Origin of the sequence: Streptomyces antnestii (assembly GCF_004005495.1) — a bacterium.
GTDB lineage: Bacteria > Actinomycetota > Actinomycetes > Streptomycetales > Streptomycetaceae > Streptomyces > Streptomyces antnestii.
The window spans coordinates 935,597-958,327 of the sequence record NZ_RZYA01000001.1 but is presented as its reverse complement, the minus strand read 5'-3'; the positions used below and the strand labels follow the sequence as shown (position 1 = coordinate 958,327).

Sequence of the window (22,731 nt, the reverse complement as noted above, 5' to 3'; positions counted from 1 at the left end):
GCGACGGACCTGCAACCGGACCATCAACCTCGCCCCGTCCAGGGGGTGTTCGGCAAGTCCGCGCTCATACGTCGTGTGAACCCGCCGGGCCCGAGAACGGCAGTCCGGGCACTGTGGCTACGGTTCGCAAGCTGCGACCTTCACGACGAGGCCTCCGCGGTGACGCTCACCCGCTCCAATCGGACATCGGTCTCGGGAAACAGAACATCATCGAGCGAGCGAACCCCCGTGATCGAGAACTTCCCGGCAGGAACCTTCCCGCATTCGACCACTGATTTGAGGCTTCACGGATCTCCGGCCAGGGCCAGGTTCAGTGAGCGCATCATCGTGATGGCTTGGGCCGGAAGGCTGTCACCCTCGCGGGCGCGGTCGAGGTAGTTGCGCATGAGGTGTTGATCGCGTCACGTGGACCCGCGCGCGTTGAACTCGCGTCTGCTGGAATCGAGGGACTGCGTCACAGATGCCTTCGGGACCCCGCTCGACGCCAGTCGGCACCCGCAGCCCGCATCGTCGTGAGGCGACCGCAGGCATGGGCTCAGGCGAGGGCGTCGGAGTGAGCTGTGCCCCGTACTTGTCCAGCCCGGCCAACTTCGGTGCTCAGTCACAGTTGGGCGCTCTTGCGACGGTGACATTGAGCCCCATGGCGAGCCGTGCGGCCGCCCAACACGCGTTCCGACCTGCTGGATCCCTGTGTCACGGTCGGGGCATCGGCCGCAGTCCGTGGCCGGCACATCTCACAGGGCGCTCGTCCCTCTTTCCGGGGGCGAGCGCCCTGTCGTTCGACCGGAGAGGAGACATTGGGTGGAGGAATCAGAGGTCATCACCGGCCTCGACGTGGCGACCACGTCGGACAGGACCGAGTCGGTGATGAAGAAATTGCCCGAGGTCACGCTGGCATTCTGGATCATGAAGATCGCCGCGACGACCCTGGGTGAGACGGCGGGCGACCTTTTCTCGCAGACCTTGAAACTGGGCTACTTCCTGACCACGATCGCGCTGTTCGTGGTCTTCGTGGTGACGCTGGTGGTCCAATTGCGCTCCAGGCGCTACAACCCGTTCTTCTACTGGACCGTGATTCTTTCGACCAGCATGGCCGGCACCACGATGTCCGACTTCATGAACCGGGACGCCAGCGCTCAGTTCCTCTCGAACGGTACGACGAAGCTCGGCTGGGGACCGCAGGGCCTCGGTCTCGGGTATCCGGAAGGAGCAGCCATCCTGATCTCGATCCTCCTGGCGATCTTCCTCGCCTGGAAGCTGAGCGGGATGACGTTCCAGATCCGCGACATCGTCACCTTCAAGGCAGAGGCACTGTTCTGGGCGGCGATCCTCGTTTCCAACACCCTTGGCACTTCGATGGGCGACTTCCTTTCCGACAGCTCCGGCCTCGGTTACGCCGGCGGCGCACTGCTCGTTACTGGGGTGCTCGCCGTGCTCGTGGCGCTGATGAAGGTGCCCGCGGTACCGAACGTGCTGCTGTTCTGGATCGCCTTCGTCCTCACCCGCCCGCTGGGGGCCACCGCCGGCGACTTCCTCACCAAGCCGGTCGCCAAGGGCGGCCTGGATCTCGGTACGGCAGGCTCATCCGCCGTCCTGCTCGCCGTTCTTCTCGGCCTGATGGCCCATGCTCAGGTACAGGAGCGCCAGACCGCCGCACGGTAGGCAAGGAGCGGAGCCGGTCACGCGACAGGGAGGCTGACCGTCAGCCGGGCCCCGGGAGCGGGCCCCGGGCCGTAGGGTCTGATGCACGATCGGTTGACGTCTTCACCCAGCCCCACTCCAGACCGGGTGCCGCGGGGCGACATTGATTCGACCTTGTGGGATCCAAGGAACGTCGCGTTTCGGAATCCGATCGCCGAGCACGAGAAGACTTCGAGTGATTGCTCAGCGTGGCTGCGTCCGAGTTCGGTGAGTGCGTTCGGTCAGCTCGGCAGAGTCACCATCATGCAGGCCAGCAGCGTGTATCCACCGCGGGAGACTTCGATGTGGTGTCAACACCCAAGGCGGCCCGGGCGGATCACATCCGCCCGGGCCATGTGGCTCATACCCGTCCGCGAGCGGCCGCGACGGTCAGCCGTGCACCTTGATGCAGGGGTTCCCCGACGACTTGGTGGCCACAGCGCACAGCCACGTCCCGTTCGGGAACGATCGGTTGATCTTCCACGAGGCCGAGGCGAACTTCGTCATGCCGGCGCTGGTGATCTCGGCCAGCTTCCAGCGGGTCACGTTAGAGCTGCTCGCCGAGCTGCCCGTGTGCTTGTACACCCGGAACTTCTCGCCGTTGCGCTGTTTGTCGGACGACACGGTAATGCGTTCAACGTGCAGTCCATTCCCCTCGACGTAGATGGAAACCGACCCGTCGGTGTCGTCCCCGCTCATCGGCACTGACGCCGAGGAGGCGGGAGCGAGGAGCAAGACGATGGAAGCGGCCGTCAGACCGGCCTTGATCATATTTCGCATGATCGCCCTAACTCACGTGCTGATCATGTGGATACGGCCTCCTTGGGGGTGATCACCCCGGCGAGGGATAGATATGACTACGTCAAGTGCATGGCGTCATCCGAAACGGTGGCCTGCGGTCCTCGGGCCCGATCACCCCTGGTTCATTGCGGTGTGTCCTGGGCGGTCGGGGTGTGCGCCAAGGCGTGGTGGGTCAGGGAGCGCTGCCAGCGGGCTTCCAGAGCGGCAAGGAGGCGGGCGTCGACGCTGTCTGCTACGTGTGCGTAGACATCGGCGATGCCTTTGAGGGTGTGGCCCAGGCGGCGGGCCTGGGCGACTTCGGGAATGTTGTCCTCGATGAGCCAGGTTTTGTGGGTGTGGCGGAGGTTGTGGAAGGTGAGACCGGGTTTGAGCGCGGGCCAGGTGGTGCCGTCGGGCAAGGTCGTGCCGCGTGAGGCTGGTGCCCAGATTCGGCGGGCGAAGGTGGAGCGGCGCAGGAGCTTGCCCTTGGTGCTGGTGAAGAGGTGTTCGCGGTCGTGGCGGGCGAGGTCTTGCTGGAGAAGGGCGTTGAGGAAGGGCGGGAGGGTGACGGTGCGGACGGAGGCAGCGGTTTTGGGCGGGCCGTAGCCGTGTCGGCCGTCGACTTCGAGGAGGTTGCCGGTGTCGGGGTGGATGGTCAGGGTCGCGGCCTGCGGGTCGTGGGCTGGGCGGCGTAGTGAGGCGAGTTCGCCCCAGCGCATGCCGGTGTACGCGGCGGTGATCACGAGGAGGCCCTGGGTGGGGCCGGTGAGGTGGGTGATGCGGCGGGCCAGGGAGATGACCTCGTGTTCGGTGGCCCATAGTTGGTTCTCGCCCTGGCGTTCGCGGCCGCGCTGGCGGGGGACGCGTACGGGGTTGTCGGGGATGAGGCGTTCGGTGACGGCGGCGGCCATGACCAGGGCGAAGAGTTTGCCGATGGACGTGGTGGTGGGGCGGGCGTAGCGCTGCTGGAGGGACTTGAGCCACACGGTGACGTCGCTGGGGGCGATGAGGTGCAGGGGCATGGCCCCCCAGCGGGGCAGGATGTGGTTTTTGAGGAGGCTGCGGTAATGGGAGGCGGTGTTGGGGCCGACGTCGATGGTGAGCCACCAGCGGTGCACCCAGTCCGTGAGCAGTGTCTCGACTGGCTCGAACAGTGGTCGCGCAGGTAGCACCGCCGTAGCGGTGAGCGGCGGTGCTGGCGAGATGCGGGCGATGTCCGGGGGAAGCGGGGCGGGCGTTGACAGTTCCCGTCGGCTGGGGCGGGTGGTCCGGGCGGGCACGAGGTGGGGCGTTAGGGCACGTGGGGGAAGGGTGATGGCTGCGGCCGTCGGTGCGCTCTCCTGTTCCGGGGGGAGATCGTCGCGGCTCGGGTGGGCTGCGATGCCGACCCTGGGCGCGGGCGCCTGCGGCGGCCAGGGGGTGGGTGTATACGTGTCCTGGGCCTGCTGCGTCGGCTGGAGTAGCTGCAGATTCGCGTAGGCCGGCGGATTGGCGAGATCGGTTCGGCCTGCCCCGGGTACGGCACCCTTCGCGGCGGGCGGTGGGGTGGTGCGGGAGATGGGGACGAGGGTGTCGGCATGCTCGGTGGCCGCGTCATGTGTGGGGAATACTCCGGCGGTTTCGGCGCGGCCGTCCCGTGTCCAGTAGCGCACTCGGTAGCGGTTGCCACGGCGTTCGACCCAGGCCATCGGATTCTCCAGATTGCTTGTTCAGCCCCAGCGGCGTGTAGCCGCACCAGGGTTGAGGTGGGGTGGGCGCCCGGGAGCGTCTGCATGTGCATCACGTGCGGACGCTCCCGGCGTTGAGTACCCGGTTATGTGCGCCATCGGGCGCCGGACCATCGACGCTCCATCGGACACCGGAGGGGAAGCGGATCACGTGTTCGGGTTGTCACCCGTGCCGGGCGTCGGTGGGTCCGCACTGCCCGGTCGCGATGAGACGGTGCAAGTCATGTGCGCTGAAACGCAGATGGCGGCCGATGCGCGTGTGCGGGATGGCGCCGGCCGCGGCCTTCTTGCGCAGCCACGACGGCGGTACCTGCAGCAGCCCCGCCGCTTGCTCCGCGGTGAACAGCCGCAACGCCTCCTCGTCGTTGACGTCCACCCCGGCGTCGGCCGGAGCGGACTTGGCAATGCGCCCGGGCTGAGAGGTCTGTGACCCGCGCCGGCTCCGCCCCGGCCTCGCAGTCGTACGGCCCTGGGGTCGAGGTGGTGTGCCGATGGGCGGCGTGGACCGGTCCGAGGAGGCAGGGGCCTCGCCCGGAGGCAGGGCGAGCAGGTAGGTGAGGTCCACATCTGTACGGTCGGACTGAGCGGATTCTTCGACAGATTCGGAGGTCATGACACGCTCCTGAAAGTAGGGGGCCACAGGCCGGGGCGGCGGCGCGCGGCGACAAGCACGTCGGCACATGGCCGCATGATGTGTGGCGGGCGGAACCGAGGGCAGGGCGTCTATTGCTCGTGCGGCAGCGGTCCCGGGATGCGGGGACGAGTTGGCCAGTCAGGCCACCTCGCGGTGCACACGCCGGCCCGGGCCGGAAGGTCGTGTGCCTCCCGGAGGCCCCGGATCAGGGACGACGCTGCGCACCCGTGTCGGCGGTGGAGATACGGTACTGGGCGCCGACCGTGGACGCTCCGATTCGGCGAGGTCCTCACGCCCGTTCCCGTAGTCCGGTGATTTCCGGGCGGGGTGGACACGTCGTTCCTCACCTCCCGCGTCGTCCGCGCGTCTTCACATGCGGTGGGCGTGGGGTGGGATGCCGTCGGGGAGCAGGAGGTTGATGGCGTGTGCGGCCTGGCGGGTAACGACGCTGTTGCCCAGGAGGTGGAGTTGGGCGGCTCGGGAGAGTTCGCCGGTGCCGGTGACCCAGCCGGCGGGCAGGCCCATCATCCACTCCACGAATTCGGCGGAGAGCCTGCGGGTGCCGGGCTGGGTGGGGCTGGGCGCGGCACGTTCACTTACGTGTTCCCATCGGCGGATGGCGGGCAGGAAGTCGCCCCACCAGCGGGCAGGCGAGTGACGGCCGTCCGCAGATTCATGCCGCCTTTGCGTTTCGGGGTGGTGCCCGCACCGCCATGAGCGTCCGACGAGGTCGGGGTGGGCAGCAGGTGTCTGATGTCCTCGGCCGCGGTGACACCGCGCCCCGGAGCGGCCCCTGTGCCGGCAAGGGGTGGCGGGGCAGGTTGCGGTTGCACCTGTGTTCCGCCCAGTGGTCTCGCGGCAAGAAGCGTTGCCGCCGTGGAGGCCAGGGTGGAACTGCCGTTCCTGTAGCGCTGGTTCGGAGAGCCCTTGGCACCGTCGCTCGCTCTCGGGGTCGGCAGCAGATGCTCGACCTCGTCGGCCAGGTTCGGACCGTGGCCCCCGGCCTTGCGTTTGTCCGGGTGCTGGGAGCCCCCGTTGCTGCCCAGGTTCGCCGTCGGCGTCTTCAACAGCCTTTCCTGGCAGGGGCATTGCGGGCCAGGAGGCGAGGAATACTCTCGCCCGACGGTGCGGGGCGCCGATGTCGCAGGCGTGTACGCAGCACCACGCCGCGTCGTACCCGAGGTCGGCCAGGTCTGCGAGTAGCAGGCCCAGTGCCCGCATGTCGGGTTGAGCGGGTGGGTCTCCCATACACCGCGGGCAGGGTTCCACGTCGCGAACGGTGTGGGTTCCGGCTCGGGTGGAGAGCAGGCCGCGGACATTCTCGATCACCACCAGGCAGGGGTTGAGGGTGTGGGATGGCGCGGGTGACGGTGTGCCACAGGCCGGAGCGGGTGCCGGGGACAAGGCCGGTGCGGGGGCCGGCGACCGACAGGTCCTGGCAGGGGAATCCGGCGGTGAGAACGCAGACCGGTTCGGTCGTGGTCCAGTCGATGGTGGTGATGTCACCGTGGTTGGGCACCTTGGGTCGGTGCCGGGCGAGGATCTGGACAGCCCTGGGGTCGGTCTCCGCGTGCCAGGCGATGTCGCCGCCCAGGGCGGCCTGGACGCCGAGATCGAGGCCGCCGATTCCCGAGCACAGGCTGCCTATACGGAGACCGGTTTCGTGACGGTGAGCGATGCGGTGGGCCATCGGTCAGGTCACCGTCCCGCCCGGGCGAGTGGCGCGCGGTGCGTGTCGTTCGCCGGGCCAGGGGGACCACCCACAGGACGTGGGGGGCGGCGAGCGTCGAGCGGGGCCGGGTGTGCCGCTCGTCGTACGACGAGGGTGTCTTCGTGCTGGATGACCGCGAGGGGCAGGCCGCGGCGGCGGGCGTCGCGGACGTTCTTCATCTGGAAGAAGGAGGGGCGGGCGATGAGTTGGCCGTCGCGGATGCCGGCCAGGAGAGCGACGCAGCGTTCGACGGGGATGAGTCCGGCGTTCTCGGCGGCGGCCAGGACGGCGGAGGGCAGGTCGATGAGTTCGCCGCGTTCGCGCCAGGGGCGGGTGGTGATCACGGCGTGGCCGCCGGGGCGCAGAAGGTGGCGGCACTGGGTGAGGATTTCGGTGAAGGCCTCAAGGAGGGTTTCGAGGCTGACGTGGGCGAGGTTCGCAGGATCGCGGCTGTAGCGGTAGTCCTTCTTGACGACGCCGCGTTCGCCGCTCTCGCGGGTCGAGCGGACCTGGCCGTGGACGCTCGCCCCGTACGGGGGTGAGGTGAGCACGAGGTCGACCAGGCCCTGGAACGCGCCCGGGATCAGCGTGGCGAGGCGGCGGGCGTCGCCTCGGTAGACGGACCCGGCGCCCGGCGCTCCCTGCATTTCGGCGTGGCGCAGGTTCCGGTCGGCGAGGTCGGCCCACTGGGGTTCGTACTCGGTGCCCAGGGCGTGGCGGCCAAGGTGGACGGCTTCGACGAGGGTGGTGCCGATGCCGCACATCGGGTCGAGGACCAGGCCGCCGGGCCGGGTGTAGGTGGTGATGGCGTGGGCGGCGATCGCGGGGAGCATCTTGGCGGGGTGGGCGGCGGAGCCGGGCACGTAGCGGCCCTTGCGCTGGGCGGGGGCGGACGTGGGGGCGGTGTTCCACACCGAGAGAGGGCACGGAGTCATGGCCGGCTCCCCTGTGCCCGCAGGACGAGCAGGTCGCAGTGGATGAGCCCGGGCGGGGCGTCGTCCGGTGGGGCGGGCACGATGCGGTCGCCGACCGGGTGGCCGTGGACGATCACGATGTGCTGGAGGTAGCGGAACCCGGCGGTTCGGGCGCCCGCCACGAGGAGGCCGAGGGGGTCGGTGAGCCGGTCGGCGTCACGGCGCTGGCGGGTGGCGAGTAGCAGGAGGCCGTTGCCGCGCAGGAGGCGGTGGGCGCGGTGGAAGAAGCCGGGCCAGGCGTCGTCGATGGCGCCTTGTTCATCGCTGCCGTACTGGCTGTGCACCTCGGTCGTGGGGAGGGTGGCGGGGTGGAGTTCCGCGAGGAGCACCGGCGTGGTGCGGGACGAGTTGTGCGGGTAGTCGGGGCCGGTGTATTGCGCGCACGGGGTGCGGGCGTCCATGCCCTCGTCAGTGTCGCTGATGGCCAGGCGCAGGAGCGGGGCGGGCGTGCGACCCGGACGGTGAGTGAACTCCGAGCGGATCTTGTCGATGGCCCAAGAGGGCAGGACTGCTGGGGCCGTGGGCGAGATCTGTGCGTCGCGAGGGCCGGGGAGCCAGACGGTGGCCGGCAGCGGCGATGGGGTAGTCGTGGTGCGGTGCTGGGTCATGGGTGGGCGCGCTGAGCGGGCCGGGCGCCGAATCGTGCTGACACTCCATTAAGGAGGTTTTCGGCGGCCGATCGTGCCAACCGCTCGATCAACTCACCGGAGCCCGCCAAGGAATTTCCGGGAGGCAATGCACACCACACCTGACGCATTGTCCGACGCGACAGATAATCTCATCGGGCACGCTCAAGGCGTCGCTGTGCCGTCGGGATGTGTGTGACTGCGCTGGTGCCAGGGGTGCTCCGGGGCGCGCTGTCCGCGCCGGGTGCGTGCCTGCTTGGGTAGATGGGTGCTGACTGTCTTCGGAGGAACTGCTGGTGGCGCAGATCGACTTCCGTCTCGTCCAGACCGCGGTTATGGGAGGCCGGGATTCGGACCAGCCGGTCATCCTGCCCGAGGAGGCGCACAATCTGGATGAGTTCCGCCGCCAGTTCGGCAAGGACGACTTCTGGTGCGGGACGCTGCTCGGTGGCTGCGGCGAGCGGCTGATGACCAAGAGCTACGAAACGAAGGTCTGTCACTTCTCCCATCTCCCGGACCGCGACGGAAGCCGGGCGGCTTGTCATCGCACGGCCAACGGCGTCGACAGCGCCGATCACCTGTTCATCAAGGCGCACGTGACGCGGTGGCTGGCGGGCCAGGGGCACGCGGCGCAGGCCGAGTTATGCAGCCTCGGGCACGGCCCCGGGGATGCCGTGGACTTCGTGCTGCGTGCCACGAATCAACGTCTGCGCTTCGAGCTGCGGCCCAACGACTACCGCAGCTGGCGTGGAACGGCGGACAGCCTTGCCGCCAAGGAAGGGCACGTCGAGTGGGTCTTCGGACTGGAGAGTGCCATCACCCGCGATATGACGGCCCGCTACGGCTATGCCCTGCGGGTGCGGTGCGAAATCGACGGCAACAGTCGCCGGGTTCTGATCGGCACCGTCACCGAGAACCGCCCCGTCGCCTGGTCCCCGCTCGAGCAGTGCCGGATGACCGGCGACGGCCTCATCACCCCCGACCTCGACGAACTGCGCGGCCGCGGGCTGATCCGTGAGGGCGCCGCGCGCCACGACGCCGTGGCCAGCAGCCTCCCGCTGCGCGGCGCCGAGATCGTCTTCGCGATCGACGGCGAGGCCCGGCCGGACACCGACTCGCCCCTCGTTGAGGGCGGCCGGTACCTGAGATCCGGCTTCATCAAACCGGCCGGACACCGGATCCTCAAGGCCCAGCTCTCCTTGCCCCACGACACACCCCGCCCCACCGAGCAGTACGTGTACCAGCTGGCGGGCGCGGTGCGCCTGCTGGTCACCGAAGCTGACCGGCCGGGTGAGAGCACCCTCTGGGCTGTGCGCGCGGACAGCCTCATCCAGCTCAAGGGCCTGGACGCGGAACGCACCGGCCTGTGGCGTCCCCCCGTCGCCCTGGACGAGCCCCTGCCCGCGCCGAAGCCCGCCACGCGGCCCGCCCCTGCCCCCACTGTTCCGGTGCAGTCCCAGGGCAGCCGTACCGCGACTGTGTTGCGGCGGGCTCTCGAAGACGTGGCGCGGGACGGAGCCACCACCACGTGGAAACAGCTGGCCGAGCGGGTCGGCCTGGATCTGGCGCATCTGCCCGATCCCAAGCGCCGCGACCTCCTCGTGGAGGTCGACAAGCCGCGGGCCCGGAACCGGTCGCTGTTGTGCGTCCTGGTCCGCGCGCCCTCCGGCCGTCCCCTGTCTTATATCGCCACCGTGCTGCGCCTGCTCCAAGTCCCCGCCCCGGCCTCGGAGTCCGCGCTGTACCGGTGGAGCGAGGAACAGATCCGCGCGGCGCATACGGCGTACGGCCACCGCACTCCTCCTGTACTGGCATCGGCCGCCGTTGCGGAGGCGCCCCGCCCCGCGGAAGCGCGGGCCGCGCAGAAACAACTGACCCTCCTCAAGGCCCAGTTGGCCGTGGGTCGCGCCACGTTTCCCCGCGCCACCGGCCGTCGCGCCGCCCGCCTAGCCACCACGGTCAAGGACGGCGAGCAGCATCAGCGTCTCTACGAGAGTGTCCGGCAGCGCAGGCAGGAGCTGCGCGCATGGCAACGCGAGAGCGAACGGCTCCTGGACGACCTCGATCGCCTCATCGGCCACCCTCTGCCGGCGCCTGCTCCCGCGAAGAAGGCCACGCCCGCCGTCCCGCCCGCCGCGAAGAGCCCCGTCTCTCCGGGACAGGACCAGCACTCGTTCCAGGCGCAGACGGCAGCGGACATCGCCCGTCTGACGCAGCTGTTCAAGCAGGCTCGCGACGCCGACGACCTGAACGAGGCCAGACGGATCCGCCAGGAGGTCTCACGGGTCGCCACGGATCGCCTCTTCGGTGAGCCACGGCAGAACCTCCTGCTGCTCCGCACCGACCTCCAGACCTGGATCAACAGCCGTGAAGCAGCAGCCGCCAACGCGGCGCTGCACACCTTGTTCGCCGACCTCGCGACGGCCTCCCCCGCCCCCACACCTCTCGCCCTGCGCAGTGCCCTGGCCCACTCGAAGGTTCTCAAACGACGCTGCCCCGGCCCCCTGCCGCAGGATCTCCACACGGCGCTCGCCCGCCTGGAAGCCCAGGTCAACGGCGAATCGGTGACTCCAGACGACGGAGCCACCCTGCCGGCGACCCACCCGTCACCCAGCGGCGCTCCACCCTCCGAGTCTGCCGCTCTCGCAGAAGCCCGGGCGGAGTTCGCCTGGCTCGTGAAGGAGATCCGTGGCGCGCAGGAGGTCGGCGACCTGGCTTCGGTCGAGACCGCGCGCCACTTGGCCGGACCCATCTACGGCCGGCGTCTGTCGCCTGAAGACCGTGCCACCTACACGCCGTTGATGCGCGAGGTGAAGGCGTGGTGCCAGGAACAGGATCCGAACACGGACCCGATCCTGCGCCGTATCCGTCAAGTCCTCGCCGAACTCGGCCGCGCCGGCAACAGCCTGGCCACCGAGCAACTCGCCGCGTTCCTCGACAAGATCGGCTCGCTGCGACGTGAGTTGGACCGGCGCCTACCGGTGCTCGAAGAGGTTCAGGTCAAGCGGTGGAAGCGCCAGCTCAAGGCCCGCACCTCGAGCGCGCCGCGTCGTGCCGCACCGCTCGCGGCGGACCCGGTCAAGGCCGTCCCCAGCCCCAAGGCCACCGCACCGTCTCCCCCGGACCGTCTGCCGATCGAGACCATCGACAAGCTGGCCGCCATCGCCCGGGACGTCCTCAAGGACGCGGCGCGCAGCGGCGGCTCACTTCTGACGTGGGGTGACCTGCGGCTGCGGATGGCGGGCGGGCTGCCGCACCTGCACCCGGACGACCAAGGTGAACTCCTGATCGCCGTCGACCGGGAGACACCGGTCGGTGAACCGCTGCTGTCCACACTCGTCGCGAGCGCGGACGCCTCGCTGCACTGGCTCTACCGCCACGTCTGCTTCAGCCTCGGACGCGAACGCATACCCGAACCAGACCTTCCCGCCCACTGGGCCACCGAAGTCCTGCGCCTGCGCCAAACCTGGCGCCACCGCTGACCCGCCGCACTCAGCGAACGGCGTCCGGGCCCAGCCGGCCTCCGTTCGGCACGGTCGCGGGCACCCGCCGGCCCCGGCTGGCTGCGCTGGTCTGCCACGACTACACGCGGCTACGGGTAGACGCCGAGCTCGTAGTGGGACACTCCGGCGTATACGGTCACGGTGCCGTCGTCGTGAATCTCGCCCCAGGGGTGCTCCGGGAGTGAGATGTCGAGGAAGCTGCCGGAGCACCCCTCGCAGCAGTCGAATTGGTCCTGCCACGCTGTCACGTCCGCTTCGGTGCGAGGGTTGCGCATCGTATGAATGTCGTGACCGCTGCACTCGTCGTTCGGGCACGGTGCGCCGTGGCCACAGTCCGCGGTGCCGCACGGGCAGGGACGGTCGCACCCGGCCGGTTCCCAGTCCTGGGTGATCACTGCGCGTTCTCGGGGTGACTTCCGATCCGCTGTCAGGGCTGCCACGACGTCCTGCCGGCACGCCCCGGTCGCTTTCTGCACGGCGTCCGTGAGCGCGACCACGTTGCCGAGGTCGGGATCAGTGCCCGAAAGCCATACGGTCGGTGAGCCGGACGAGACGGCCTCGTTGCTGTACAGCCTCGCGAAGAACGATCGCGTCCCCGTGTCGTATCCCCAGTCGCTGCCGCGCTCCCAGCCACGAAGCGGCAGAGCGAGGGTGAAGTCCTCGACGATTCGCTGCCCTTGTGGCACATAGAGCGCGGTCATACGGTGCCAGCGGCAATGCGCCAGATCGCCGTGGATGATGGCGATGCAGGCGTCGTTGAGGGCCGGATTCCCTCGGCAGCGCCGCTTGACACGATGGGCACGGCAATACGTCTGCCTCACCTCGATGAGCTGGTCGCACTGCCGTCCCCCCGTGTCGCTGGGTGCCATACAGCGCTGGCGGTGCGCGGCGGCCGGGTGACGATTGACCAGCGTGCCGTCGGCCCGCTGCTGTTCGATCTCGCGGTGGATCCGGGCCACGCTCTCATTGCGCGCCGCGCCCTGCAGCGGGTAGACGGTGCCTTTCGTCGTCAGCAGGTTCGTGAAGGTGTCCGGGGCGAGTTGCGGCGCCAGCAGCAGTCGCAGACCGTCCTCGCCGACCGGGTACTCCACCGCTTCACCCGACGGGAGGACGCTGCGCAGGCGCCGGCTGGTGACCAGTTCGAGCCACAGCTCCAGCATCAGTTCGCAGTCATCAGAAATGGGCTGGAAGAACCAGCGCTCCTCCGCGTCATGGATGGTGCGGATGCCGCGGTGGGCCTCGGTCCGGGACGCCTTCTTCGCCCGTTCCCGCAGTGCCTGGGCGCCCGCCAACGTGGTGAGGTCCAGACGCGCCGCACGAGATGCGCCGCCGCCGACCACATGACGGGCGGCATACAGCGTGTCCACCGTCTTCGCGGCAAGCACGCCGACGTCCACCACGTCGCCATAGGTCCGCAGGCATCGATAGTCACCGTCGAAGAGATTGTGGCCAATGATCAGGTCGACGTCTCCGGCCGCGGCACAGAGGTCCGACAGATTCTGATCTCGGAACGTGTGAAAGGATATTTGCCGCCAGAATTCCTGTCCCGGCATGTCGGCGGCTTCCTGTCGTTCCATCACCAAGAAGCCGACGACGTCGATATCCCAGCGCTCGGGCAGGCTCCGGCCAGCTACCCGCGCATAGTCCACGTCCAGCACTCCCACCGTGCGAGGAGATCCTGGGGGCAGCCGCCGTACCGCAGGCGTGCGATAAACGGGCGCGCGGCCATACCGGTCGGCGTCCACGACGCTCGGGTCTGGCGCCACAATGGGAATCCACGCCTCCAAGTCCTCCGCGCTGGCATAAGCGCCGTCACTTCCTCCATGCGTACACACCGAGTGCGCCACGTAGAAGGCGAACCCCCGCCGCCGCAGATCCAACATGCCTGGATCATCGACGAGTTGACTCTCGGGAAACACCCACAGGTAGACCGGAACGGCCAGATCGGACCGCAGGTACCACCCCGCTTGGAGCGGCGCCCGAGGGGAATCGATCTGCGGCACGAAATCGGATGAGTATCCGTCGGGAGGCTGCGCCGTGAACTCCAAGAGCGGCTGGCCGGACTCCCGCCCCGCGTCGATCAACGCCTGAAAGGTCCACCCGCGCGACGGCACCCGCGGGCCACCGAGCTTGATCACGGAGGGCAGTTGCTCGTGCGGGGCAACCTCGCCGGTACGCCGAGCCCGCGACGGCGGCTTCTTCTTCCTCTTTTTCGGCATGCGCCGGACAGTAGCCGCCCCCTCTGACAACGGCCGCGCCCCAAGGCGACCTACCCGACGGCCCGTTAGTCTTCCCGACGTCGGGCGACCGCAGGGTTCCAGTGTGAAGCCATGGTGACCCGTAGAAAGTGCGGATCGACGAACAGTGGGCTCTCGCGTCGCCCCAGTCGGAGACGCGCCCCGCCGCAGAACAGCACTGCGTACACCGCCCACCCCGGTGAACGACATATGACCCCATAGGACACTTCGGCCACCGCCGGGCCCAGCGCTGATCGTCGCCCTGGCCGCCGTCCACGCCGCCCGTGCTACGGCCATCCGACGCCTCACCTTGGCCGCCCCGGCTCAACCTCACTGCGGTCACGATGCCCGGCCGTCGAGCACCAGCGGACGACGACGACAGCGCAGCGTCTCGAAGGTGACCGCATCGCGCCGTCGAACGAGGCGGTCGAAAGAGAACGCATCGTGCTCACTGCTTGCGGAGGCGCCCTGGCCTGGTCAAGGCTAAGCGTCTGTGCCTTGGAGTCGGGCGTGCCGCAGGGGCGGGACCGCGACGGCAAGCGCGGCCGCCAGCAGACTGATCACGCCGCACCCGGTGAAGAAGACGGCCGCTCCCCATATTTGCGCCGTGACGCCCGCGACGGGGAAGAGGGCTGGTGCCAGGCCCAGTGTGCACAGTGTCGTCAGTGAGGTGACCCGGCCGAGGTATTGGGGGTTGGCCTCTGCTTGGACCAGGGCGCTGGTGAGCGTCACAGTGGCACCGCTGGCCAGGCCGATCAGGACGGCGAGCGCGGTGGCCGTCAGCAGAGACGGTGCGTGCCCCAGGGCTGTCGTGGCCGCCGCGGTGGCCAGCAGCGCGGCGATGACGCCTAGCCCAGCATGGGGAATCCGCGGAAGTACGGTGATCCATAACGCTGCGACCGCCGCCCCGACGCTGAAGGCACTCGCCATCCACCCCGTCCCCGCGGCGCCCCAGCCTCGTTCGTCCGCCAGCAGTACCAGGCCCAGGGCGACCGGGCCGCTGAAGCACATCTCGCTCAGCCCGATCACTACCGTGAGCGGGGCGAGCATCCGGTGGCGGCGGACGTACCGCAGACCATCGACCAACTCGCGCCAGGGCGCGGTGTGTTTGGGTGCTGCCTCGGCGGAGGTGGGTGCGACGCGCACGGTAAGGAGGAGGACGAGCGATACGGCGAACAGGACTCCCGCCGCCGCGAAGGCGCCGGCCGCCCCGCCGGTGGCCAGCGCGACGCCTCCCGCAGCCGGACCGACGGAGTTGCTCAACCGGATCGACAGCCCTCGCATGCCCTGCACGCGGACGAGCTGCTCGCGCGTCGTGATGCGGGGCGGGAAGGCTCCCACGGCAGGCATGAACACCGCATCCACGGTGCCGAAGAGCAGGGCGAGCGGCACGAGCAGCCATATCCCGGGCGCGGCCCACACCAGCGCGGCGGCCGTGGCCAGTATGACCAGGCAGCGGGTGGCGTCACTGGCCGCGGCGACTCGCCTAGGGCCGAACCGGTCGGCCACCACGCCCCCGACGAGCATGAACACCGCGCGGGGGAGTGCTCCGGTCGCGACCACCAGGCCCGCCTGCGATGGACCAGCGGTGCGGGTGGCGGACCAGGACAGGGCCAGGAAGTAGACCACGTCACCGGTGACTGACGCGGTGTACGCGGCTAGCCAGCGCAGCACGTTGCCGTCCCGGTATGCCGGCCGCACGGCGGCTATGGCCGGGCCTGTCATGAGCTGGTGGGCTGCGGCGTGATGGTGCCGGGCACCGGGAACATCTGCACTTGGACCGCCACCGGTGCGAGCCCCTCCGCGTCCTGGTCCTGTGCCTGCCGGTACCGGGAGATCACCGCGAAGATCTCGTCGCGCATCTGAGCAACCTCCTTCGGGCCCAGGTGCAGGACGAAGTCGCCGAAAGTGCTGACGTCGAACCACTCCTCAGGCAGCAGCGGCACCTCCTGCGCCGCCGTGTGCAAGCGCTCCACGCAGGCGAGCGCCACGGCGTGGCCGTAGGCGCGTCCGGCCTCCCGCTGCTCCGGAGCCCCGGACGCCGGATCGTGGATCGACTGGCGGTGGGCCGCCTTCCACCACCGTTCGCGTCCGGTGCCACGGTCTCGCTCCTCCACGATGAGCCCGCCCGCTGCCAGGCGACGCAGGTGATAACTCGCTGCCCCGGGCTTGATGCCCAGCTCCTCGGCGACCCTGGTCGCGGTCGACGGGCCACTCTTGCGCAACAGCGCGAGCACGTTGATCCGCATGGGGTGGGCCAGCACGCGCAAAGCGGCAGTGTCCAGTTCGATGTCCGGCCCCGAGGCCCAGTTAGGTGAGGCGGCAGGGGAAACAGCCATGCGCCGAGCGTAGACCTACAACAAACCTTTTGAAAGAGTTGTTGTTATCACCACAGGCTGGCCTGCCCAGCGGCTGCAGGCTGAGCAGTGCGCCGATGACGAAGACGACCGTGTCCAGGTAGAACCCCGAGAAGCTGGATCCATGACGAGGGACCTCACGCACAGTGCCGAGGTGAAGGACCTGGTGCGCGCCGTATACCGGAACGTTCCAGCGACCGCCGCTGTCGTGGCCCGCATCCTGACAGCGCCGAAGACCTAGCCAGGTGCCACGGTGCGCCATCGACTGATCACTCGGCATGGCCAACCACCTCCGCTACGGCGACAACCGGCCCGGCGAGCACATCGACATCAGGTGCGGCCACGGCATCGACACGATCCTCGCCGCCCGCCGCACCGGCCCGTCCGGCCCCGTGTGCTCGCGGGCGGGAGGCGTCATGCGTCGAAGCTCTCGAAGGTCCACGTTCCAGACGGTGACGCTCCTACCGGGTTGACCATCCGGGACCTGGTCATCGGGGACGGGACAGAGGTGAAGCCGGGCATGGTGGTCAGGGTCCACTATGTCGGGGTGACCTTCGAGTCCGGAAAGGAGTTCGATGCCTTCTGGGACCGGGGCCAGCCGTTCAAGTTCACCCTGGGCAGTGGCAGTTGGTCTTTGCGCTCGTGACAAGCGCAAGCGGGGACGCGCAATACCAACGAGCACTCACGGCACAGGTGTTGACGGTCGCGAGGATGTCGCGGGGGTGCCGGTCTGGACAGAGACATCTCAGGTCCGGACGACTCCAGGCATCCCTGCGGCACCCTCGGACGGTCAACCCCAGGCGTGCCGGACTCGCTTGCCGCTCTTGCGTAAGGCATTGCTGCCAGGAGCCTCGAAGTCATCGCAAGCCCGCCATAGAGCATCTGGCGGTGGCAGTAGCCCTCCGGCTGCCCGCCCCGGCCCTCCATCCAGGCCTGAACCGGCAGCAAGGGCCGCACGACCTCCCACTCCGCATCCGTGTTGTCCGACGGATAACGTCGAACTCGTTCTGGATGATCGGCAGCGTTTCGAACCTAAGCGCGAACACAACCACACGACGAGGCAACGGAGTTGAACTCCGTCGGCATGAGCGCGTAGAGCTGCGGCAACAGAGTCTCCTGGGGTCTCGGTTGACTTCGCAAACCCCGAGCTACCAAGAGGCCCTGCCTTCATGCCCGAACCAGCCGAAGATCACCCGACTCAGAGCCCCGTTCGAGTCGCCAGTCTCCACAATCGGTACGACAACAGGCACTGAGACATCGCGGCGGTGCGGTGACTCCGCCGGCTCACGCTGGTGATCACTGGGATGAGTGTGTTCGAGTGGCCCGGGTCGTGGCAGCGAAGAGCGTTCGTTCTGCTACATAGGATCACGTTCGATGGCCCTGGCTACACGAGAGCCAAGATGTGGCGCGCCATGCGTCCAAGCTGCCGTTGGACTCCCTGAGTTGTCGCCCCATCAAGGATTCCCGTGGGACACTGGGCGTGCCATGGCGAACACCAATACGGTTGGGGCGGGTAATCGATGAGCGTGCGGTTCGAGCAGGTTCCCCTTGTTGGGACTGGCGCTAGCCCGGCTGATGACGTGGACGCGTGGCTGGCTTCGCGGCCCGTGCATGCCCTCGTCGAATCGTTTGCCGGAACATCAGACGATTGGAGCCTGCTGGAAGCGCTGGCTGCAGCCAAGGGGACGACGAGCGATCGCCTGGCCGCGCTCGACGCCTTCACCGATCGCTGGGACACCCGCCAGGGCCTCGAGCGCAATCAAGCAGGAGAGTTGCCGCTGACGGCTGAGCAGCAGGAACTCGTTTTCGCGGCCGCTACTGCCTTGGGCCTGCGTGGCGGCGCCCGGCTCCGCTTCCGGCGTTACGATCACGTATTGATTCTCGGCGGCCTGATCCGAGCATGTTTGGTCCGGCCAGCCTATGCAGCGCACCTTATCGAGACCGGGCAGATCGAGGCAGGTTCGATTACTGCGCTGGGAGGGCACCGGCCTTTTGTCGGCAACGAGTTCCAGCTAGCTGCTGAAGCAGGCGCCCCGGAACTCGATGAAGAGTACGAAGCCATGGATTTCGGCACACGCCGAGCGTTCGGCCTCTTGGAACCGGAGCGTGCGGAAGGGGAAGTGTCTGACCTGCCAGGCGGCACCTGGGGAGTGCGGCACTACCGCACCGACCAAGGCGTAGTGGTCCATGTCGTCGCCGCCCCATCCTCAGAACCGGGCGTCCGCAGGGCCAACACGCCAGATTCCTACGACTTCTTCGCCAGGCGACTTGCGGAGCTGCAGCCCGGTCAGCGGCTGCTAATGGTCACCACGCCGATCTACGTACCTGCCCAGCACACAGCTGCGGTCCGGATGTTGGCGCTGCCGTTTGGAGTAGAGGTGGACACGGTGGGCAATGAGCCGGGTGCCATCCCAGGTGCCCCAGTCTCGAACTTTAGCGCCACCAAGTATCTCCTCGAGGTGCGCTCCGCCGTTCGAGCCATGCGCCAGCTGATCGCCTCGCTGTAGTGACTGTTCAGCCTTCACCGCTCGTATCTTCCAGTGCCGCCTGGCATGCCTCCAGTTCAAGCTGCGCGGCAGTCGCGCCTGCCCTGTTGCCGGTGCTCCTGTAGAAGCTGAGGGCTTCGCCAGCCTCGCTAGCGCTCTCGGAATACCGTCCCTGCTGGCGAAGGGCGGTCGCTAGCAGTAGGTGAGCGCGGGCCTCGCCGAAGCTTGCACGCATCGGGCGGTACAGCCGTACTGCCTCCCGGAGCTTCTGCTCCGCCGCAGCGTGATCGCCTTGCTTGCTGCGCAGATCGCCCGCCACGAGTAGAGCGTCGGGGTAGCCGTAGGGACTGTACTTCTGGAAGCGCTCCAGTGCCTCACCGTGGATGGCGATGGCTTGCTCTAGATTCCCTGCCAAGGCCATGGCGGACGCGAGGTTGTTTACGGCGTGTGCGATGCCCCGGTTGTCATGCGCCTTGCGATATAGCTGTATAGCTTTCTCAAGCGTGTCGATGGCCGTGGCGTAGTCACCGCCAAGCCGTTGAATCACTCCCATTAGATTCAGACAACGGGCCTGACCTGCGCTGAAGGCGGAGTCTTGATACAGGTCAAGGGCACGACGCAGGTGACCAAATGCGCGTGCCCGGTCGCCGTCCAGGCGGGCCGACACAGCTAGCAAATACTCTGCCTCGGCAGACCCGAAGCTATCTCCAGTAGCTGTGTATTCCTCGATGGCCTGCAAGCAACTGGCAACTGACTGCTCAGAGCCCTCGATGGTGCGCTGCGGAGCACTTCCTCTAGTCAGCATGTCGGCGGCGGAGACGCTGTCACCGAGTTTGATGTAGAGCGAACGGGCTGCACGGAACTCGGCGAGAGACTTGTCCGGTTTCCCCTCGGCGCGCAGTGCGTCTCCGAGCAGACCGTGCAGATCTGCCGCAGCACGCTGATCTGAGGCCTCAGCAGCCTCAATCCCCCTTTCATAACAGGGGATGGCGTCCTTCGAATTGGACGAAAGAGACAGGTACATGCCCATAGCTCTGGGAAGACGCCACACGTAGGAGGTGTGCCCGTATTGAACGGCGAGGTCGATGCAGCCAAGCAGGTTCTGATGCTCGACCTCGAACCACTGCAGCGACGCGGCGAGACTGGATACATCGGGCAGCTGCGGGTGCAGTAGTTCAGCCTCATCCTCCACTGGCCGTGCAGGCAGCAGTACTTGGCGGGCCATCAGTGCCACTGCTAGGTAGTAGTCGATCAGTCGACCAGCAGCTTGGCCCCGTGCGTCCCACGACTCAACGGCGAAGAGTTCGTCGCGAGCATATTCCCTTAACAGATCGTGCATGCCGATGCGGGAGCGGCCGTGCTCGCTCACGAGACTCTCCCGGGTCAGAACCTCTAGTCCTGCCTTTGCTGTCTGTATATTCTCAGCCAGAGCCTCAACGGCGCGGCGATCCATAATTTCCGGCGGGTGCAAGCCCAGGAGCCGGAAGAGTCGCCGGTGGGGTTCGGATAGCCGCCGGAATGATGTGACGAAGGCCGTACGGACTGGTTGCGCAGTACCCAATCGGAGCTGGCCGAGGCGTCCGTCCATCGGAACGCCCTCTCGCTGGCCCCTCGCCGCCTCCGCTCGCTCCTCCTCAGCCATCTCCTCCCGTATATCGGCAAGACTCCATGTTGGCCGGCCCTTGGCGTAGGCGGCCTTCAGACGGATCGCCAGCGGCAGGTAGCCACACAAGCGAACAAGGTCTTTGACCGCATCTGGTTCAGCATCAGTTCGCCGCCTGCCGACGACGCGCGTGAACAGCTCGACGGAAGCATTCTCGTCGAATACGGTCATCTGTCTCGGCACACTGCCATCCGCACCTAACTCTTCCAGCCATCGCCGACTCGTGACCAGCATGAGACCGAGCCCTGCTCGGGGCAACAATCGCTCGATCTGGCCGAATGACTCGGCGTTGTCCAATACGACGATCAGGCGCCGCAATCGCATGACGTCTTGCCACATGGAGGAGAGCTCAAGGAGTGAACTTCCATCTTTCGGCGGCTGGCCAAGTGTGGCACGCAGCAGTGCACGGAGAGCCTGTTCCGGGCTGAGCGGTTCGGCGCCGATGGTGTGCGCCTGTAAGTCGATGAAGTACTGGCCATCCGGGTACCGAGCTTTGCACCGGTGGGCGAGACGGACAGCCAGTGTGGTCTTACCGATGCCCCCCATGCCGTATACGGCCTGGACTATGGGGACGCCGTCAGCCCCTTCAATCTCTTCACTAGCGTCTGCTATCTCGTCCTCGCGGCCGGTGAAGTCGCGGATGTCGGATGGAAGCGGACAGGACGTGCCGAGAGCGGCGGCAGGCTGCTCACACGAGCGCTGCCGGGGGACGGGCGTGGAGTCGTCCAGGGCTGTGGCAACCGGGCGCAGATGCTCGGCCAGCAATCGAATCGGCAGCATCCAGGAGACCCGGGGTGACACGTTGCCGGTGTCAACGGTGGCGAGCGCGACCATTCCTGCTACCTTGCCGCTTCCCTCAAGTGTAACGGCCGCGCCACTGAAGCCAGGCTGGATCTGCTCACCTCTCAGGCGACTGTCGTCCAGCTGATACCAGCCCTGCGAAAGGGTTTCGCCCATGATCTCCGCCCGAGCGTGTACCCCAAAGTCGCGCCCCAATGGGTAGCCGAACGTCCGCACAATGGCCCCCTCCGGGAACTCGTAGGTCAGCGGCGCGGCGGTCGCCCCCTGCGGAGGAGGAACGGAGAGTCGCAGTACAGCGGCATCTCCGTGTAGGGCGTCGTCGTAAGGCCACCATCCGTCCGGCTCCACCACAGCTGCCATCCAATCGGTGGAGAGACCAGGGAAGTTGATGAAGACGGGCCCGGTTGGACGGACTGCAATCTCATCCGCCTGCGTTGCGTCCCGCACTACATGGGCACAGGTGAGGACCAGTCCGCCGCCGAGATGTAAGCCAGCGCCGTAGATGGCGCCGTCTCCATCGGCTACTCGCACCGACCACGATGCGAGGTCACTCATTCGAGGCCCTGGCTTCTGCCGACCGCTGGGGGGGGTTGAAGCCCGGCCGCCGTCCGATCCCAGGTGATCGTCACCTTGAGATGGCCCTCGGCCCCAGCCTCCGTGAGCACCGCGCCCGTCTTCGCGTGGATTCGAACCCCGAACTCCACCTCGACCGCCGTCGGATTGACGCTCTGAAGGGTGCGGAGCGCCATCGCAGCTGCTTGAGTGATCGGCTGTAGAGACTCTTGCAGCGTCTGGGTCGCTTCAATGACTCGGTCCCCGGTACGCGATACCTGTTGGATGTCACGTGAGTTGGGTCTGACCTCGACAACAAGGGCCCCCGCCTCGTCGTCTCCGATGGGTATCCGCAGCAGCTCAGTCATGCAATCCCTCGCCCGGGCTGTTCGACGACGTTCCGCAACATGCCATCCTGCGGCGCAGTAACTCCGCGGCATAAGCGCCAAGTTGATGTCATAGCTCGCTAGTCTCTCACGTTCGATTCTTGGCCACTTCGCCCTCGGCGTTGTTCGCTACAAGGCATCCGAGTCCACCTCTCAGTCCAGGCTCATGTGCAGCACAGTGGCCCCACCTGATAGCCCAGCCCGCTCCCGATCATTGCCAGAACTTCCCAGCCCACCCCATCCCCTCCTCCCCAGGGCTACCGGACCAAGATCCGAACCATTTCCGGACCAGCCCACGTCAAGGATCCGCATCAACTGCCGTTTCCCCTGGTCAGCATCGGTACAACTGCTGTACCGCCAGCAGACGAAGAAGGTGCTGGTCAGCGCGCGATCTGCCATGCCGGCGGCATGCCGCGCGGTGACGCACGTGGGTCTCACCTCTGGGTCGGCAGAACAAACTCTGAGAAATTCTTCCGCGAGTCTCTCGGGCAGCCTGATGCGACAAAGGTGCAGGTCGGTGGCATATCTGCCATACCGGGCCCGGAGTGCGGCGGGCCCGTGGCGGAGCGGCGACGTGCATGCGGCTCGATGCCGGCAGGGGCGTGGCGGGGGTG

At 67.6% G+C, this 22,731-nt stretch carries 15 protein-coding genes and 3 pseudogenes; 5 read left to right on the top strand and 13 right to left on the bottom strand.

All coding sequences use genetic code 11. The annotated features are described in order from the left end of the window. The first annotated feature begins 801 nt into the window (after nucleotides 1-801). The gene (locus tag EOT10_RS04015) at nucleotides 802-1,662 is read left to right on the top strand and encodes a COG4705 family protein (RefSeq protein WP_223280742.1); all 861 of its coding nucleotides are present in this window, start codon (nucleotides 802-804) and stop codon (nucleotides 1,660-1,662) included. 408 nt (nucleotides 1,663-2,070) lie between these two features. Here the strand turns inward: EOT10_RS04015 and EOT10_RS04010 are convergent, their stop codons facing one another. From EOT10_RS04010 to EOT10_RS03985, 8 genes and pseudogenes are all read right to left on the bottom strand, one after another. Further along, entirely contained in the window at nucleotides 2,071-2,451 is a 381-nt protein-coding gene (locus EOT10_RS04010; RefSeq protein WP_127826598.1) for a hypothetical protein, read from the bottom strand. Nucleotides 2,452-2,603: 152 nt separating this feature from the next. Continuing rightward, the gene (locus EOT10_RS04005) at nucleotides 2,604-3,632 is read right to left on the bottom strand and encodes a tyrosine-type recombinase/integrase (protein ID WP_189491078.1); all 1,029 of its coding nucleotides are present in this window, start codon (nucleotides 3,630-3,632) and stop codon (nucleotides 2,604-2,606) included. A 718-nt stretch (nucleotides 3,633-4,350) separates the two neighbouring features. Continuing rightward, nucleotides 4,351-4,800 carry a helix-turn-helix domain-containing protein gene (locus EOT10_RS04000; protein WP_127826596.1) on the bottom strand — a complete coding sequence of 150 codons (450 nt, stop codon included), beginning with the start codon at nucleotides 4,798-4,800 and terminating at the stop codon, nucleotides 4,351-4,353. A gap of 390 nt (nucleotides 4,801-5,190) precedes the next feature. Next, nucleotides 5,191-5,346: a hypothetical protein gene (locus tag EOT10_RS41665; RefSeq protein ID WP_223280795.1), complete on the bottom strand. Its 156-nt coding sequence runs from the start codon at nucleotides 5,344-5,346 to the stop codon at nucleotides 5,191-5,193. Between the two features lie 636 nt (nucleotides 5,347-5,982). Further along, nucleotides 5,983-6,150 (bottom strand): annotated as a pseudogene (locus EOT10_RS43050) (DNA cytosine methyltransferase); the annotation flags it as partial. Between the two features lie 76 nt (nucleotides 6,151-6,226). Further along, nucleotides 6,227-6,511: pseudogene (locus EOT10_RS43045) on the bottom strand (DNA cytosine methyltransferase); the annotation flags it as partial. A gap of 8 nt (nucleotides 6,512-6,519) precedes the next feature. Further along, on the bottom strand, nucleotides 6,520-7,467 hold the full coding sequence (locus EOT10_RS03990) for a TRM11 family SAM-dependent methyltransferase (protein ID WP_127826594.1): 948 nt from the start codon (nucleotides 7,465-7,467) through the stop codon (nucleotides 6,520-6,522). Beyond that, nucleotides 7,464-8,114, bottom strand: a complete 651-nt coding sequence (locus EOT10_RS03985) for a hypothetical protein (RefSeq protein WP_127826593.1) — start codon at nucleotides 8,112-8,114, stop codon at nucleotides 7,464-7,466. The genes EOT10_RS03990 and EOT10_RS03985 overlap by 4 nt, the downstream gene beginning before the upstream one ends. Nucleotides 8,115-8,428: 314 nt before the next feature. On the opposite strand from EOT10_RS03985, the gene EOT10_RS03980 reads away from it, so the two are divergent. Then, nucleotides 8,429-11,614: a hypothetical protein gene (locus tag EOT10_RS03980; protein ID WP_127826592.1), complete on the top strand. Its 3,186-nt coding sequence runs from the start codon at nucleotides 8,429-8,431 to the stop codon at nucleotides 11,612-11,614. A gap of 110 nt (nucleotides 11,615-11,724) precedes the next feature. On the opposite strand, the gene EOT10_RS03975 is transcribed toward EOT10_RS03980, so the two are convergent. The 3 genes from EOT10_RS03975 to EOT10_RS03965 form a co-directional block, all read right to left on the bottom strand. After that, nucleotides 11,725-13,854 (bottom strand): hypothetical protein, encoded by a 2,130-nt coding sequence (locus EOT10_RS03975; protein WP_127826591.1) that lies wholly within the window; start codon nucleotides 13,852-13,854, stop codon nucleotides 11,725-11,727. A 501-nt stretch (nucleotides 13,855-14,355) separates the two neighbouring features. Next, nucleotides 14,356-15,597 carry an MFS transporter gene (locus tag EOT10_RS03970; protein WP_127826590.1) on the bottom strand — a complete coding sequence of 414 codons (1,242 nt, stop codon included), beginning with the start codon at nucleotides 15,595-15,597 and terminating at the stop codon, nucleotides 14,356-14,358. Further along, complete coding sequence (locus EOT10_RS03965) at nucleotides 15,594-16,211, bottom strand: ArsR/SmtB family transcription factor (RefSeq protein ID WP_127826589.1); 618 nt, start codon at nucleotides 16,209-16,211, stop codon at nucleotides 15,594-15,596. The genes EOT10_RS03970 and EOT10_RS03965 overlap by 4 nt, the downstream gene beginning before the upstream one ends. Before the next feature lie 296 nt (nucleotides 16,212-16,507). On the opposite strand from EOT10_RS03965, the gene EOT10_RS41075 reads away from it, so the two are divergent. From EOT10_RS41075 to EOT10_RS03950, 3 genes and pseudogenes are all read left to right on the top strand, one after another. Continuing rightward, on the top strand, nucleotides 16,508-16,702 hold the full coding sequence (locus EOT10_RS41075) for a hypothetical protein (RefSeq protein WP_189491171.1): 195 nt from the start codon (nucleotides 16,508-16,510) through the stop codon (nucleotides 16,700-16,702). Further along, a pseudogene (locus EOT10_RS03960) lies at nucleotides 16,624-16,854 on the top strand (FKBP-type peptidyl-prolyl cis-trans isomerase); the annotation flags it as partial. The gene EOT10_RS41075 and the pseudogene EOT10_RS03960, both read left to right, overlap by 79 nt. Before the next feature lie 955 nt (nucleotides 16,855-17,809). Next, on the top strand, nucleotides 17,810-18,736 hold the full coding sequence (locus tag EOT10_RS03950) for a hypothetical protein (RefSeq protein WP_127826588.1): 927 nt from the start codon (nucleotides 17,810-17,812) through the stop codon (nucleotides 18,734-18,736). A gap of 7 nt (nucleotides 18,737-18,743) precedes the next feature. Here EOT10_RS03950 and EOT10_RS03945 read toward each other — a convergent pair whose 3' ends face one another. Both EOT10_RS03945 and EOT10_RS03940 read right to left on the bottom strand, forming a co-directional pair. Then, complete coding sequence (locus tag EOT10_RS03945) at nucleotides 18,744-21,734, bottom strand: tetratricopeptide repeat protein (RefSeq protein WP_127826587.1); 2,991 nt, start codon at nucleotides 21,732-21,734, stop codon at nucleotides 18,744-18,746. Beyond that, nucleotides 21,731-22,099, bottom strand: a complete 369-nt coding sequence (locus EOT10_RS03940) for a CU044_2847 family protein (protein WP_127826586.1) — start codon at nucleotides 22,097-22,099, stop codon at nucleotides 21,731-21,733. The genes EOT10_RS03945 and EOT10_RS03940 overlap by 4 nt, the downstream gene beginning before the upstream one ends. Nucleotides 22,100-22,731 lie beyond the last annotated feature (632 nt).